Annotated in this window: 16 protein-coding genes; all 16 read right to left on the bottom strand. The window is 30.3% G+C overall.

Features of this window, described 5'->3' with window-relative positions; genetic code table 11:
• Nucleotides 1–313: 313 nt before the first annotated feature.
• On the bottom strand, nucleotides 314–1,120 hold the full coding sequence (locus ABD941_RS00575) for a glycosyltransferase (RefSeq protein WP_345271957.1): 807 nt from the start codon (nucleotides 1,118–1,120) through the stop codon (nucleotides 314–316).
• 63 nt (nucleotides 1,121–1,183) lie between these two features.
• The gene (locus ABD941_RS00570; protein WP_345271955.1) at nucleotides 1,184–1,849 is read right to left on the bottom strand and encodes a sugar transferase; all 666 of its coding nucleotides are present in this window, start codon (nucleotides 1,847–1,849) and stop codon (nucleotides 1,184–1,186) included.
• Between the two features lie 35 nt (nucleotides 1,850–1,884).
• Nucleotides 1,885–2,922, bottom strand: a complete 1,038-nt coding sequence (locus ABD941_RS00565; protein ID WP_345271954.1) for an NAD-dependent epimerase/dehydratase family protein — start codon at nucleotides 2,920–2,922, stop codon at nucleotides 1,885–1,887.
• A 26-nt stretch (nucleotides 2,923–2,948) separates the two neighbouring features.
• On the bottom strand, nucleotides 2,949–4,451 hold the full coding sequence (locus ABD941_RS00560; protein WP_345271953.1) for a nucleotide sugar dehydrogenase: 1,503 nt from the start codon (nucleotides 4,449–4,451) through the stop codon (nucleotides 2,949–2,951).
• Nucleotides 4,452–4,969: 518 nt separating this feature from the next.
• Nucleotides 4,970–5,932, bottom strand: coding sequence for an ATP-grasp fold amidoligase family protein (locus ABD941_RS00555; protein ID WP_345271951.1), 963 nt, complete (start codon nucleotides 5,930–5,932; stop codon nucleotides 4,970–4,972).
• A 57-nt stretch (nucleotides 5,933–5,989) separates the two neighbouring features.
• The gene (locus tag ABD941_RS00550; RefSeq protein WP_345271950.1) at nucleotides 5,990–7,009 is read right to left on the bottom strand and encodes an ATP-grasp domain-containing protein; all 1,020 of its coding nucleotides are present in this window, start codon (nucleotides 7,007–7,009) and stop codon (nucleotides 5,990–5,992) included.
• Nucleotides 7,010–7,024: 15 nt separating this feature from the next.
• Nucleotides 7,025–7,819: a glycosyltransferase family 2 protein gene (locus ABD941_RS00545; protein ID WP_345271949.1), complete on the bottom strand. Its 795-nt coding sequence runs from the start codon at nucleotides 7,817–7,819 to the stop codon at nucleotides 7,025–7,027.
• Between the two features lies 1 nt (nucleotide 7,820).
• A complete protein-coding gene (locus tag ABD941_RS00540) occupies nucleotides 7,821–8,885 on the bottom strand; it encodes a hypothetical protein (protein WP_345271948.1) in 1,065 nt (354 codons plus the stop codon).
• Between the two features lie 14 nt (nucleotides 8,886–8,899).
• A complete protein-coding gene (locus ABD941_RS00535; protein ID WP_345271947.1) occupies nucleotides 8,900–9,784 on the bottom strand; it encodes a 6-hydroxymethylpterin diphosphokinase MptE-like protein in 885 nt (294 codons plus the stop codon).
• A 48-nt stretch (nucleotides 9,785–9,832) separates the two neighbouring features.
• Nucleotides 9,833–11,296 (bottom strand): oligosaccharide flippase family protein, encoded by a 1,464-nt coding sequence (locus ABD941_RS00530; RefSeq protein WP_345271945.1) that lies wholly within the window; start codon nucleotides 11,294–11,296, stop codon nucleotides 9,833–9,835.
• 2 nt (nucleotides 11,297–11,298) lie between these two features.
• Complete coding sequence (gene pseI, locus ABD941_RS00525; protein WP_345271944.1) at nucleotides 11,299–12,339, bottom strand: pseudaminic acid synthase; 1,041 nt, start codon at nucleotides 12,337–12,339, stop codon at nucleotides 11,299–11,301.
• A 14-nt stretch (nucleotides 12,340–12,353) separates the two neighbouring features.
• The gene (locus tag ABD941_RS00520; RefSeq protein WP_345271942.1) at nucleotides 12,354–13,304 is read right to left on the bottom strand and encodes an ATP-grasp domain-containing protein; all 951 of its coding nucleotides are present in this window, start codon (nucleotides 13,302–13,304) and stop codon (nucleotides 12,354–12,356) included.
• A gap of 6 nt (nucleotides 13,305–13,310) precedes the next feature.
• Entirely contained in the window at nucleotides 13,311–14,009 is a 699-nt protein-coding gene (locus ABD941_RS00515) for a metallophosphoesterase family protein (RefSeq protein WP_345271941.1), read from the bottom strand.
• Complete coding sequence (locus ABD941_RS00510; protein ID WP_345271940.1) at nucleotides 14,006–14,668, bottom strand: SDR family NAD(P)-dependent oxidoreductase; 663 nt, start codon at nucleotides 14,666–14,668, stop codon at nucleotides 14,006–14,008. Before ABD941_RS00510 ends, ABD941_RS00515 begins: the two co-directional genes overlap by 4 nt.
• A 3-nt stretch (nucleotides 14,669–14,671) precedes the next feature.
• Nucleotides 14,672–15,238 carry a GNAT family N-acetyltransferase gene (locus tag ABD941_RS00505; RefSeq protein WP_345271938.1) on the bottom strand — a complete coding sequence of 189 codons (567 nt, stop codon included), beginning with the start codon at nucleotides 15,236–15,238 and terminating at the stop codon, nucleotides 14,672–14,674.
• Complete coding sequence (gene pseF, locus ABD941_RS00500) at nucleotides 15,213–15,908, bottom strand: pseudaminic acid cytidylyltransferase (RefSeq protein ID WP_345271937.1); 696 nt, start codon at nucleotides 15,906–15,908, stop codon at nucleotides 15,213–15,215. The genes ABD941_RS00505 and pseF overlap by 26 nt, the downstream gene beginning before the upstream one ends.
• Nucleotides 15,909–15,911: the final 3 nt, after the last annotated feature.

Here is a 15,911-nt window from a genome sequence, read left to right as displayed (position 1 = left end):
TTAATTTTCAAATATTAATTTTCTTTTTACAAAGAATTATTAATAAAATTATGCCATAAAATTAAGACTTTTACTTAATACTAAATAGCATATAGCCAGTTTTGTGTCTTATATATTAGCATTATAACGAAGTAATGATGATGTTACTACATGAGTTAAAAAACGTTGTTCTAATCTTTTAATATCACTTTAATTCATTACAACGACTTCTATTTTAGAATAAAACTTTAATTGTTGTTTATTAGTTTTTCTTTTTTTTGTTAAACTTGTTTTATAGAATCTAATTAAGTCTGTAAGGACTTATTGTCTCATTTTACCGAGGGTCTAATTTTTTTACCTGTGCAAATAAAAACGGTGGAATAAATGCTAAAGCCAATGTTAATAATGCATAATGATATTTATACCAAGGATGGTTTATTAATTTATAACCACTTAGTATAGCTTTAAACATATTCCATCTAAATTTAAAACCTTTTCGAGCTACAAAATCATCATTCATGCGGTACTGAAATAGTATTTTAGGAATATTGTCTATTTTTAAACCTTTTCCAACGGCCTTAAACCATAAGTGGTAATCTTGTGATGTTCGAAACCTTTCATCGTAGCCTTCAACCTTATCAATTACTGATGAACGCATCATAACTGTTGGATGTGAAAGTGGATTTAATGTTGGTAATAGTTTAACTATTTCCTCATGAGAAACTGGAACTGTTCGTTCTCCAATTACCTCGCCGTTTTCTGAAATATCTTGAGAAAAAGTCCCAACAATATGAATATCTGGATGATTTTCAAAGAAGTTAATTTGCTCCTCAAACCGTTTGCTAAGGGAAATATCGTCTGCATCCATACGTGCCAAGAATTCGCCATTAGCCAATTTAATAAGTTTGTTTAAATTTTTTGTTAACCCCAAGTTTTCTTTATTGGTAAAAATCTTTACGCGTTCATCTTTTGATGCATATTCATCTAAAATCTTACTTGAGTTATCCGTGGAGCAATCATTCAATATTAAAAACTCAAAATCTGTAAAGGATTGTTCTAAAATGCTATCTATAGCCTCTTCTAGATATGATTCAGCATTATAAACAGCCATAATAACACTTATTTTTGGTTTAGCTATCATGTTGTTTATTTTTAAAAAATATCATTATACCTAGGTTTTTAATACTATGAATTATTAATAGAATTACTGAAGCTCTTTTGGTTTTGTTGGCAATCCTTTAAAAAGTTTATAGGGTAATTTGCTTTCAGAAAACACAATAACCCATGCTGTACAGAAAATTACTTTTATATCTGTTATAAAACTTAGATTTTTTTGATACCACATTTCTAATTCTCCTTTGTAAGGTGAGATATAATTGTCATAAAAATATGTCTTATCTAATTTTGTTGTTGATAAGAGATGTTCTTCATCACGAAACATTATAGATCCTATACCCGTTAGGCCTGGTCGTGTTTTATATACTTTTTCTCCAACACCACTTTTATATGGATTATAAATTAATGGTCTTGGTCCTACAATACTCATATCGCCTTTTATAATATTTATAAGCTGAGGAATTTCATTGATCTTACTTTTTCGTAAAAACTTACCAAAAGGTAATACTCTTGGGTCTTCTCGAACAGTTAATAGACCATCTCCCATATTCTCACTATCCTTTAACATGGTTGTAAATTTCCAAATGAAAAAGGTTTTAAGGTCTTTTCCAATTCGATTTTGAAAATAGATTATCTGGTGCTCACCTGTTAACAGTAGAACAAAACTAATAATCAATAGAAAAGGAGATAAGATAATCAATACTATAGTGGTTAACAGTATATCAAGCACTCGTTTAAAAAAAGCTTTATACATATAAATAATTTTAAAAGGCTAAATGGTTGAATTAATTATTTCTTATCAGAAAAAAACTTACCTGGTTCTTCGAAAGAATTGTTTTTTGTTTTTTCATGAGATTTAAAATAATCTACATACCATTTTACAGTTGGAATTAATGCTTCCTGCCATTTTAAAGTTGGTTTATAGCCTAACACGGTTTTTGCTTTGGTAATATCTGGACATCTTCTTGATACAGAACCTGGGTAAGTAGGTGCATTTACATATTCTCCTGAATAATTAAAATGCTTTCCGATTTCTTTAATTAAATCTTCAATTGTAATTTCTTCTTCTGCTCCAATATGAAAAATATCATTTGTAGCACTTTCATTTTCCATTGCTAAAATGGTGCCCATGGCTCCGTCATCTATATAACAAAAAGAACGGGTTTGATCGCCACCAAAAATTCTAAATGGTTTTTCATTGTCAAGAAAACGTTGTACAACATGAGGAATAACATGTTTGAATCCCATTTTTGGACCTATAATGTTACTGTATCTAATAATCTTACATTTAAAACCAAATATTTTAGCGTAATTCATAAATCCTGATTCGCCTAACATTTTTGTAACGGCGTAAGTAAATCTAGGATGGTCAATTTTATCAATACAAAGTGGAATATCTTCAGGTGTAGGAATGTCATACCCAAAACGCTCGATAGTTCCAGAATAGTTTTCACTTGTTGATGTAAACACTACATTTTTTACACTAGTCGTTTTCAACCATTCTAAAGAATTATAAATTAAGGCCGTATTAACCCTAATGATTTCATGAGGTATCTCTAATGTATTGTTAACACCAATCATTGAAGCCAACATATAAAAATCTTCATAATCCTTATCTAAATCATCAAACAATGATGCATCGGTAAAATCACCTTTTATCAATTTAATATTTGTCGATTCTATGAAAGCCATAAATTCGTCATCATCTTGGTCACGTGTAAATATATCTGCAATTGTTATATCATAGTTACCTCTTGCGTTTAGTATTCTAGCAATTGCACTGCCTATAAATCCGCCTCCGCCTAATATTAGTACTTTTCTATTCATGTATATTGTTTTATTATTTGTAAAAATTAAACATCGCCTCTACCAACTACTTTGACAAGGTGATTTTGCTTTAAAAGATTGATTTCATTTTGATTTAAAACGCCTATGGTATCGAAAATAAATAGGTTGCTTTTTTCTGAGATAGATTGAATTAAAGTCTTATTGTCTATATATTCACTGTGATTTGTACAGAAGGCCACGATGTCAAAATCTTCTTTTAACAAGTTTTCTAAATCTGATGAAACTGTTAGTGATTTTTCTTCCCAAACATCAACATAAGGATCATGTAAAGCTATTTCTGCACCTTGAGATTTAAGATAATCATAAAATGGTTCTACGGGTGTGTAACGTGTATCTGCGACATCACTTCGGTATGATACGCCTAATAGAAGTGCCTTTTTACCAGATAGATCATTATTAAACGTTTCTTTAAGATAGTTAAATGCAAACAAAGGCATTTGGTCATTAATTTGAACACTTTTCTCACTTTGCATTAAAGGATTGGCGTCCATAAACAAGTTCTGTTTTGACCAAGAAGCCAGTAGGGGGTCTTTGGTTAAACAGTAGCCACCAACACCTATACCAGGAAGCATTAAGTTGCTATGTGTAGGGCGCATTCTTATGGCGTTAACCACTTCGTATAGATTGACTCCAGCCAATTCTGCAAAACGAGACCATTCAACTATAAAAGCAATATTCATTGCTCTATATGAGTTTTCTAACACTTTTGCCATTTCTGTAGCATTGGTATTTCCTAAACGGGTAAGTGGGTATTTTTTTGTACTTATAATTGTTCGAAGAAATTTTTCGGTTTCATCTGCACTTTCTTCGTTTATTCCAGAAAACACGCGATAAAAGTTTTGAATAGAATCTATATAGTCTGGACCTGGCATTACACGCTCATAAGAATGCCCTAATCTAAAACGGTCAGTAGATAAACCTCTTTTTTCAAGACAATCTTTTATAATAGGGTAGGCTACTTTTGCGCATGTTCCTGGAGGAACGGTTGTTTCTACAAGAACTAAAACATTTTCTTTGCAGTTATTTCCAATGGCCTTAAGTCCTTTTTTGAAAGGTGTAAGATCCACATCATAATCAATTAGTTTTTTTGAGAAATCTGCATTTTTAGCGACATCTAGATTAATATCTACAATAACAATATCTGCTATTGAATAGGCATAATTGTCATATGTAGCAAGAAGATTATCTTTCAGTTTTGTTTTTTCATGAAACTGATTAATCTTTGGGTCTGATGCTATGACGGGAAACACACCTTCGTTAATTGAAGCGATTTTCCAGTACGAATTTTCGTTTGCCAAATCTATGCCAATTACAGCATATTCTTCGGTAAGTGCATTAGAGCATATGAGTGTCATTACTGCACCAACAAATCCTAAACCTTGAACAACAACAACTTTTTTGCCTTTGTTTTTAGCTATAAAATTGTCGATTGTTGATTTGTCATTTTCTGTTGGTAAAGTATATTTTTTCCCAGATATGGGACTTGTTGAGTAGAGAGATGTTTTCATAAAATAAACATAAGGCTATATTTTTCCAATATGATAGAACACACCTCAACAAAAAACATACATTTTAAATAAATAAAGATATTGGTTGTAATCCTAGTAATAAAGCGGGTTTGTAAGGTTTGACACTAAAAACGTTCGGGTTTAAAAATGAACCTATCGTAAATGTTGTGGCTGTGTATGGGTTAAAATAAGAGGTGTTAAGGTTGTGAATTTTAAGTATATCTTGGTTAAAGGCGTATTTACCTCCTAAGTCAAAATATTTTGTTAAATATTGGATGGTTTGTAGGCTAACAATAAAAATTTAATCGAAAAGAATTCCCCGATGCTTGCGTCGGGGTTTCCGCTGAACTTATCATTCCCGTGAAAACGGAAATAATAGAATTTCGATTTTTGATCTTAAGGTCAAAATGAAACCAGCGAAATACCCCCTGTGTTTTGCCTTGGGATAGTTGGTTTCAAGAAATTCTTTTATTGGGCTTTTTTTACCCGTATTTTATCCTTTTTTACTTCGGTATATTTTATTTGTTTATTTTTTTCAATAAATCCAAATTATTATTAGCTTTTGGCAGGTTTAGTTTCGAGCCTAATATTTCATCATAATTATTTTTCACAGGTACTAAAGGAAGTAAACCGCTACCAGGGAAATAAGTTAACTCGCCAAAAATAATCTTATTTGGAGGGTTGTAAAAATCAACTCTTACATAAGGGAATGGTGCGCTTAACTCTTTTGCAAGTGCTTTCATCTCTTCAAATTGTTCAGGGCGTGGTAGTACATGATTGGATTTTGTATACTTATTATAAGTAAAATCTACTCTGTTCCATTCTATATCATAAAAGTCTACATAATGTACACCTTCAAAATCGTTGTTAATCTGCAAATATTTAGGCTCTCCATTAAAGCACATAAATTTATAATCAATTAGAGGGGAATGGTCAATTAATTCTTCAATAATGATTCTTGGCGGGATATCTTTATAATTCCATTCCCTTCCAAAAGCATATAAATTTAATTTTAACCATGAATTCATTATTTCTTTCCATTTATCCCAATCTAATTCACTTTTATCTCTGCATATAATATTCGAAGCACAGCCATGTGTTGTTTTGGCAACAAAGCGGTTTGGTAATGCGTCAAAATCAATATCGTTTGCATTTTCATAAACACCAATTATATCATTTAGTAAATGCTTATATCCAAGTTTGGTTAAATATTCATGGACTTCATACTTATCAGTACAAATAGGCATCTTTTCGTTTCTGTAAAATAACTTAAGCCATTGTAATTTTTCGGTATAGGTTTTTGGGTTTTTTAAATTAATTTCTCGCCCGAATCTTTTTTTGTAAGTCGATTTGATATAAGCCTCATCACTAAATCTTAGCAATACTATGTTTTCTAAGATAGCTCTAACTCTAGCATATAAAAGAGTTCCATATTTTGATTTAGATGCTTTTTGTTTTATTAGTTCATTAAAATTAGACATATGCGCTTTATGGTTTGTTATTGTTTGGTTGGTTTTCTAAAAGGTTTAAATTTCTTTTTAAGGCAATTTCTTTTTCTCCAAGTTTTTTATGTGTTCAGAAATAGCATTACCGATATAGAGCTCTAGCTCGTTGACAATTTTATGCTTTTCCCAAATACCATTTTTTAATTCAAAATAGTAATCAGGATCTCCGCCCAGTAAAGAAAAATGTATGGGTTGGTATTCTAATAAGTGTAAATCGCCATCTTTTTCAGAAATATCAAATGATGCATTCGGACATTTGAGTTTTTTTTTGCATTTGAATGCAAAGTCCAAAACATTTTCTGGTGGATCTTCCTCCATTTCATAAAGTTTACTTCCTGAGGCTCTAAAGTCATTTTTTCTAACATACCGTTTTCCACCAATACATAAATTACCAAGAACCAAGATTTTCCAATCGTGGGTCAGGTCAGGTATGAAATCTTGAATAATAACCTTGCCAAACTTTTTCGGGTAATGTTTTTTATTCTTTAGTCTTCTGTATAGGTAATACAAACTATCAATATCATATTTAAAATTGCTTTCTAGCAGATCCAGTAGTACTTTTTTTCCTTCATCTATATTTTGAACAAGCTTTACATTTCTACTACGAAACCCAGTAGATTTCTTTATGACTTTGGGGAATGATACTTTTTTTAGAATTTCAACACCTTCTTCATAAGTGCCAACTGGTATTCCATAAGGGCTTTTAATATCAAGCCTTACTTTTTCAAGTTCTTGGAAATTTTTGTTTTCATGTGCCATGAAATGCCTGAGTTCGGGAATTAAAACACCACCTCTTAATGTGATTTGGATAAGAATATCTTGTATAAAGCTTTTATAGATTGGATATTGACTGCTTGCATAATAAAAATAAACACCCTTTATATTTTCATTTTTATGCAAGGAAGCAATGAATGTATTAATAGTCATTTCTTGAGTAACAAAATCATTAGCTTCTAATGCTTCTGAAATAATATCTAATTTCAAACCTTCAACCTCATTATTCCTTTGGGGAATGAGGTTTTTATAATTGGTAAGAAAAATTATTTTTTTCATTTGATTATAGGGGACTTAATGATTTTCTATTTTTCTGTATAAGAATGTTAGGTTAGAGGCAAGTTCTTTAACCTTTAATCTTAAAATACTTAAAGTTATGTAATAATATCTCAAAATCACATTTGGACAGTAGGTTTTTAAAAAAAGCTTGTTCTCAAATAAAAGCTGTTTAAAAATGCCTTTTGAATTTGAGATTCCACCATCGCACATAACTAATAATGGTTGGTTTATGAATTTAAAAGTATAATTTGATTTATAGATTCTAAAGATAAATTCAGCATCAGAAGCAATTTTATAGTCTAGATTAAATAACCCTATATTGTCATATATAACTTTAGGAACAAAGGTTGCTGGATGCCTAACACCATTTTTGTATTGCTTAATTTTTTTTCTAAACCTTTGTTCACTGGTTCTTAATAATTGATCACTATCTTCACTTTTAAAGATAAGTTCTCCGGTTATAACTGTTTTTTTATCGGTATCTTGGTTGGCTTCATGAACAGTTGATAATGTGTTCTCATAATAATAATCATCAGAATTCAATAAGCCTATTATTTCTCCTTTTGCCAAAGCAATACCTTTATTCATGGCATCATAGATTCCTTTGTCGGGTTCTGATATATGTGTAATACCACCTTTAAATTTGTTTTTATATTGATTTATAATAGCGTTGGTTTTATCGGTCGAACCACCATCAATAATAATGTATTCAAAATTCTTGTGTGATTGATTTAAAACTGATTTTATGGTTCGCTCAATTGTTTTTTCACTATTGTAAGAAACTGTTATTATAGAGAAATCTAGGGTCATGTTAATCTGTTTTTATCCAATAAAAAGTTATTATAAAAAAGATAAAGTCAAAATTGCCAATGAAAATATCACTGTCAAAAAAAGCTCGTATCGTTAAAAGTATGAGAAGCCAAAATATATAATATTGCTTTGTTTTTAGATATTTAAATATTGAAAGAAAAAATAAGGTTATAAAAGCAAAGCTTCCTATACCAACTCGAGAATGAAATTTAATGAACGAATTATGTGGATTGCCACCAAATTGATCGTACATACGAAGTTCGGTAACATCAACACCCGTAAAAATATTTATAAAATTAATACTTTCTATGTAAATACGCCAAAGTTCCCAACGTGGAGTGTCAAGTCCTTCGCCTAAATTCGTTTCTGTACTAAGCAATGAACCATATTTAAGCCATAGGTAATAACACAATCCTAAAAACAAAAATATAGCAACTATACGTGCTTTATGGTTACTCTTGAATTTATAAAACAAAACGACCAACAGCAATATAAAGGTTACTATTAAACTTGTTCTTCCAAATAAAAAGAAGGCAAGCACAACGCCTATAAGTGGTGGCAATATGGGAAAACGGTTATACGTTACTTTTAAATGAAACAGTAAAAATATGGTATAAAATACGACTGCAAATCCAGCATGGTTTCTGCTTAAACCTTCATATAGTAAATTGGGGTGGATTTCTAAAACAAATAATTTGTAGCTAATAAAGATTATAGTAATTAGGTAAGATGCTATAATCCATATAGTTGTTTTTTTATTATCTATTTGAAAATAAATAAATGACAAGAACAAATTCCCTAAAAGGGTTACTGAGCCTCCAAAATTATTTTGAGTAAAGAAAAGATTAATTAATGAGGTTATGAGTAAGAAGAGAATGAAAAAGATAGCTTCAGAAAGATAATTTTTATTTTTCATTGAAAAATAAAACACAAAAGTCATTATGGATAATAAGGCACCAGCTAACATGAAACTCCTGGAATGGAGTATATCACTTAATGCCATAATAATAAAGATAAACCCTACAAAATGACTTATATATTTATTTTTACTTAGTGTTATTTCCATTAATAATTTAAAAGTTATACATCGTCTTCATTAGAAAATATTTTTTCGTAATCTACTCGTGGTATCATATCTAATGCGCCATGTGCTGATGCATTGAATAGCTTTGCTTTTTTTGATAAAACATTATTTTGAATCTCCTTAAATTGCTGAAAAGTTTTACCAAAATTTTTTAAACAGAATTCATTATCAATATTATTTTCAATTCTAAATTTGTTTAGCTTTTCCTGATCTTCTTCTGATTTATTATAAACATGCCCCCATTTATCATTAATGGTATTAAATTCGTAATGCTCTAAAAAACCAGTCATATCAACTCCTAGCAAATAAATTTCATCAAAACCCATATATAAGGCTATGTTAATTGCATATATAATAACATTTTGAAATGCGGGAGTATTTCGATGTAAAGTTGATGTCTTTTTAAGAGAAGACGTAAACATTTTATTATTAAATAGGTAATGGGATTTAAGAGATGGGAATAATTTAGTGAAAGTTGATTTTTTACGATATAAGGTAAAATAGATTAATTTACTGTTTAGTTCTAATGATTTTCTTATGGATTGCATTTTGTTTTTTTCATCTTCATTTTGAGGATTTTGATTGAAAAAAAAGTCAAGAAAATTTGGGTCAAAGAACAAATGAAAATTTGGATTCAATATTTTAAAGTAATCTGTCATCATCATATTATTTACAGTAAATACAGGTTCATTTGTTAATTTACTTAAATCATGATGTTTTAATGATGGACCGTTACCCACAATGAAACATCTTTTTCCCTTATGCACATTTTTTAATGTTTTGTTTCTAGACATTTCGATTCTTAAGTCTTTTCTTAAAAGCCATTTAATATAAAACTGAACATCTCGTTTATAGTTGTCAATGAAATTTACTACTGACATTGTTGCTGTTTCTCTTCGTCCAAACATTACTTTAAAAGTTAGATTTTATTATATGTTAATGAAGTTAGGGTTTAAAATAACCGTTTTAAAAATAGTTTTCAATTTTGATAGCACCCTAAAATTTATTATCAAAAAAAGTATTAACGGTAATATAAAATACTTATCTGGTACAGAAAAAAATATGAAACCTAAACTTACTATATATGGAATCAATAATCGTATTGGATAAATGTCTTTAGCAATAGATATAAAAGATGTATTTAGTTTTAGCATTTTTCGTCCCATCTTACCTAACATAAAAACATAAATAAAATAGCTTACCATGGTTGATATTACAACAAGTGTAAAAGGTACGTGTATTAATTGTATTAAAACTAATGCTACGGTTATATTTATAAGAAGTGCTGAAAAAGCAACTCGTCCTAATTTTTTCTCATAGCCTTTGGCTATTAATAAACCCGAATATCCAAAGGAGTTTGTATATAGTACAACAGATAGTGCTATTAACTTAAAAGCTTCAGAAGCGGTTTCGTATTGCGGAAATAGCAATAAAAACATAGGAAAAAATAGGATAGCTACATGTATAAGCAAATGCGATGTGGTTACATAAGCATCCCTTAACTTTTCTAACATGTCTGAGTTCTGACTATTACTAGATGTAGCGAAACGATTTAATAATTTAGGAAAAATTAAATATGAAAAAGCTTGAAGTAATAGCAAGATGACGTTTGCAAGCGAAAAAGCAAAGGTAAAATACCCAAATTCTTTCACGCTATAAAATCCACTTACAAGCGTACGCGTTGTAATAACAATAAAGAAAAATGAGGTGTTGTAAACAAATAGATGCCAACCCTTTATTTGAATACGTTTAAACAAGCGAAGGTTAAATATTGGTTTTATTTTAACAGGACTTTTAATTAAGTATAAAATAAATGAAGATAGAAAGGCTAAAAAATTAGCGCCAACGAGTGCCCAAAGTAATTCATCTTTCTTAAAGAAAATAATAGCAAATAAAATTAAAAGCGGGTAAATAGTCTGGCTAAAGGCAATTTCAAATAATCGACCATAAACTCTAAATATATGATTGAATAAGGTGTTAAAATAACCCAGAATACCAATTAAAACAACAACCGGAACATAGGTTGAAAACCCATATTTGTCTCCTAAATTAAGATTGAAAATGTGATTTGCTGTAAAGAATGCTATGGCAATAACAGAAAGTGACATTAACATGGTAATAGCAGTACCAATTACTTTTTGGGTATAAAACTCTTTGCCTTTATTAACAGAGATGATAGCCGTAACCGAATCTGAAATACCGAAACTTAAATGATTCATATATTGAGTAACAAGGGTAATAAAACCCCATACACCTAAATAATACGGTCCAAGATAAACGGCAATGAAAAGTGAATTAATAAAATGAATAAAATACGTGCCATAACGACTAAAAATAAATAAAACTACTTTATTTTTTAGTGCCGTTTTTATGATGTTTATAAATTTATCCATGTTTAGCTTATAGAATTAAAGCTCATGGGGTCACCTTTTTCCAAATCTTTTATGGCAGTTTTTCCTAGTACATCTTTATAAAATTTTGGATGTAGACCAAAACCAGGTCTAACACTTCTCACGTTTTTTTCAGTAATTAGCTCACCTTTTTTGATGTCTTCAACAACATATAAAGAACGCGAAAAATCTTTACCTTTTTTTTGCTTTTCAGTCAGGGTATAGTCAACAGTTCCAATAGCACTTTCTGCTTCTCTTACCGCTTTTACCATATCGGTAAATTCTGCTTCTGTCATTGAAAACGAAGCATCTGCACCACCAATAGTTCTATCTAAGATAAAATGCTTTTCTATAATCTTAGCGCCCATTGCTGTTGCTACAACTGGAACAGTATTTCCCATGGTATGGTCCGACAGTCCACTAATGACGTTATAACGTTCGGCTATATCTTTTACCATGGCCATATTGGCTTCTTCAATAGGAGCAGGGTAGCTAGATGTACATTTTAATAATGCCACATTGTTGTTTCCCATTCTTTTACAAGCATCGAGAGCTAATTCTATATCTTCTTGTTCTGCAATACCTGTAGAAATAATCACTGGTTTTCCTTTAGAAGCTACTAATTCAATTAATGGAATATCAGTTATTTCAAATGATGCTATTTTGTATGCTGGGACATTTAAAGTTTCTAGAAACTCTACTGATGTAGGGTCAAATGGCGATGAAAAACAAATTAGGCCTTCTTCCTTGGCAACGTCTATAATTTTTTTGTGCCATTCCCAAGGTAAATGTGTTGTTTTATATAAATCATGTAAATATTGACCATCCCATAATGTGCCTTGGTTGATTCTAAAATGTTCTTTTTTAGAATCCAAAGTAATGGTATCGGCTGTGAATGTTTGTAACTTAATACAATCAGCACCTGCTCTTTTAGCAGCTTTTACGGTTTCTATTGCAGTGTCTATACTACCATTATGATTGGCAGATAACTCGGCAATAATAAATACCGGTGAATTTTTATCAATTATATAATTTTCTATTTTCATAACGCTTTAATGTCTTATTTTATATACTCTTCAAACCCTTTATAGAATTTTCTGCCTGTAACATTTTTACGATTATCAGATAGCTCATGGCCTAATCGGTCTTGTATGGACCATATTAAATCCTCAAAACCAAATAAATGTCTATAGAGAACAGTGCTAGAAAATCTTGGGTTTATTTCGAAAACCTTTGGTAAGTTATCTGTTATTCTTAGTTGTACATTTATACTTCCTACTAAATCTATTTTAACAGCTAATTCTTCTAAAAGATTGGTTATATCTTCATTTTCGATGACTTCGCCATAACCACTATAACCTCCTGTAAGTTCTCTTTTAAAAATTTGAGACCGTATTTCTCCTTTACTGCTTCTGTACAAGCCACAGGTGAACTCACCGCTTTTATCGGTTATAAATTCTTGAACGACATAGCTTTCAACATCATTTCTTGTATAAAATAAAAACTCATCCATAGTGTTGATTTTATGAATGTCTTTACTACCAGAACCTGTCTTAGATTTTAAAATAACAGGAAAGGTTTCTATGGTTTTTATATCTTTTGCTAAAAATGTTTGTGGAAAAGGTAAGTTTTGACTTTTTAGGAATTCTGCTGTTCTAAATTTATCAAAACCAATTTCTAATGCTAATGACGAGGCTGTTATCATCTTTGCTCTGCCAATAGTATCTAAAACATTTTTATTGGAAAAAAACCGAAGTTCTGGTTCAGCAATAGGTATTATAATATCAATTTCATGCTTTTCTATGTAGGCTTCAAGTCTTTCTAAATACTCTGGATGCGTAAACGGTAGTCCTACAGAAAAATTTGGATAAATGAACTGGGCAGCATTTTTTTCTGAAATATCAATCCCGAATAGGTTTTTTGTGTAAGTGGATTTTAATAATATTTTTCCAATGCTTTGTCCTATATCACCACCGCAACCTGTAACTAATATATTTAATGCTTTATTCATAGCTTATTAATTTCTTCTTAAAACTTTTGTTAAGTATTCAATATCAGAATCTTTTTCAGAGATTTCGTTTATTAGGTTTTCAATACTATAATCTGTTGATAATAATTGAAAACATCCGTTTTCTGTATTAATAATACACCAAGAGGCTTTTCCACCAGTTTGTCTTGATTGCCCAACAGAACCAGGATTGATCAAAACACTATGTGTGTTTTTAATTGCAAAAGCATAATGTGAATGCCCTATTAATACAAAATCGTGTTCTTTTGAGTCGCACTTATGTATTGTATCTTTCGTGCAATCAGGATATATATAATAATCATTGGACCAAGGACTTCCATGACTCATTAATAACGAGATGTTATCAAATTGAACTGATTTTGTTTCTGGTAAACCCTTTAAATACTCAAGTTGTTTTTTTGTTAACTTATTTATAGCATCTTGATGACCACTACCATATTTCAGTCTAATAGATTCACCTATTGATGGTGTGTTAATTAAATCTTCAAGTATTTTTTCATGGTTTCCTTTAATGATATCAAAAGACCATTCTGAAAGCGCTTCCAATATTTTTTCTGGATGATAATAATAGCCAACAATATCTCCAAGAATCAATAGATGCTCTACGTTTTCGGTCTTAGCCTTTTTTAAGACTTCGACCAGCGCATCATAATTGCCATGGATATCTGAAATAACAGCTATTTTCATAAAACAGTATTTAATATTTCTGAAGCAACATGCTTTGGTGATTTTAATTTACCTTCTTCTTGCAAATCTTTAAAATTTGAAACATCAGGGAAATCACTATTTCTAATGCTTTTTTGCATATTAGTATCCATAACGCCCGGATCTATATTAAAAAAGCGGTGCTGTTTATATTCGCTTTCTGCGACTTCATAAAACATTTTTATAAATGCTTTTGATGAACAATAAAGTGACCAATTACTGATAGCTCGATTGGCTGCGCCCGAACTTATATTGATGAATGTTAATTTGTTTTCGTTAAAGTTACGAAGCAAATACTTAGTAAGCTGAATCGTTGATTTTATATTTACTGAAATTGTTTTTTCTATCGCATAATCATCTAGGTTTTCAATTATGTCGATTGGCTCAATGATACTGGCATTATTTATAAAACATACAGTTTCGTTAGTGATTAGGGCTTTTAAAACAGCAATTTTTTCATCAATATTATGAGACAGGTCAGCTTTTAAAAAATAAAAGTTGTCAGAACTGTATGTTTTCTGTTCTTCACTTAAACTTCTAGATATAGATATCACAAAGTTGTTATTGTCCTTAATTAAAACATCAACAAACCCTTGTCCTAAACCTCTATTGGCTCCTGTGATAATAAATACTTTCTTCATGATTTAAAGGGCATCAGGTTTATTAAACTTACTGTGAATTATAACATCTTTGTATGCGCCATTAAAAAAACAATGTTTCTTTAATCTAGCCTCTTTAACAAACCCAGAGTTTTCAATAATCTCATATATATGTGGCCTTAGGTCAAATGCATATGTAAAAAGTTTGTACAAGTTCAATTCTTTAAATGCTACTTGATCTATTAGCTGTAAAAAGATAGTCCAATGTTTAGCAAAATACTCTTTTTCTAGTTCGGTATTCATAATAAAAGAGATTTCTGCATTTTTATCTATCCAATTTATATGAACCAATCCTCCATAACCTATACAAATATCATTTTCCATATATGAAAATAATATTTGATTAGGTTGTTCTTGATTAAAAAGCTTATCTACAACATTACTAAAATAATGATCTTGATCCTCTTCTGTAAGTGGTCTATTTTGCCTTAAATGAAAAACTTGTTCATTTCTCCATTTTAATATAGCCATTCGGTCTTCATAGCGAATAGGAACAATAGCAAAATTTTCATTTATGTATTTTTGTTTATTTAATACCTTGTATGAGTTCATATTTTAATTCTGCTAATTTCCAATCAATATGGGTGTCAATATCTTGTCCCTCCATTTCGCTAATTACAATACTCCCAGTATTATCTGTTAAGATAGCTTTCTTTTTTAAACATTCTATTGTGTTCATCCAATAAAACTGTCCAGCGTCTTGAAAACTTTGCTCTAGATCTTGAGACCTTGTTAAACTAAATTCAGGATTAAAAAAATCTACTTTATTATTTTCTAACCTTTTTAAAGCTCTTTGAATAGGAAACCCAAAAGGCATTAATGGCAATACACTATCAAAATTATATTGTTGAAGCAATTGGAAGGATTCAATTAATCTGTTTGCGGTTACAAAAGGTGCACAAGCATAAAGACAACAAGTAAAATCAAATGTTTTGTTTAATGATTTGTATTTTGAAACAACTTCCTCTACAACATCAAAAGTAGTGGCATAATCATTAGAGTTTTTAGCACTTCTTAAAAATGGTACGTTTGCGCCATTTTTTATTGCCGTTTCTGCAATCTCTTCATCATCTGTAGAAACCATTATTTCATCAAATAAATTTGATGCTATAGCCGCTTCAATAGAGTATGCTATTATCGGTCTCCCTAAAAAATTCTTGATGTTTTTCCGAGGAATTCGTTTGCTACCTCCTCTAGCTGGAATAATTAGCAGATTTGACATGGT

Origin of the sequence: Flaviramulus aquimarinus, from assembly GCF_039543205.1 — a bacterium.
In the GTDB taxonomy this organism is placed as follows: domain Bacteria; phylum Bacteroidota; class Bacteroidia; order Flavobacteriales; family Flavobacteriaceae; genus Flaviramulus_B; species Flaviramulus_B aquimarinus.
Note: the sequence above shows the minus strand (reverse complement) of the source record. Positions and strands in the feature narration are given on the sequence as shown.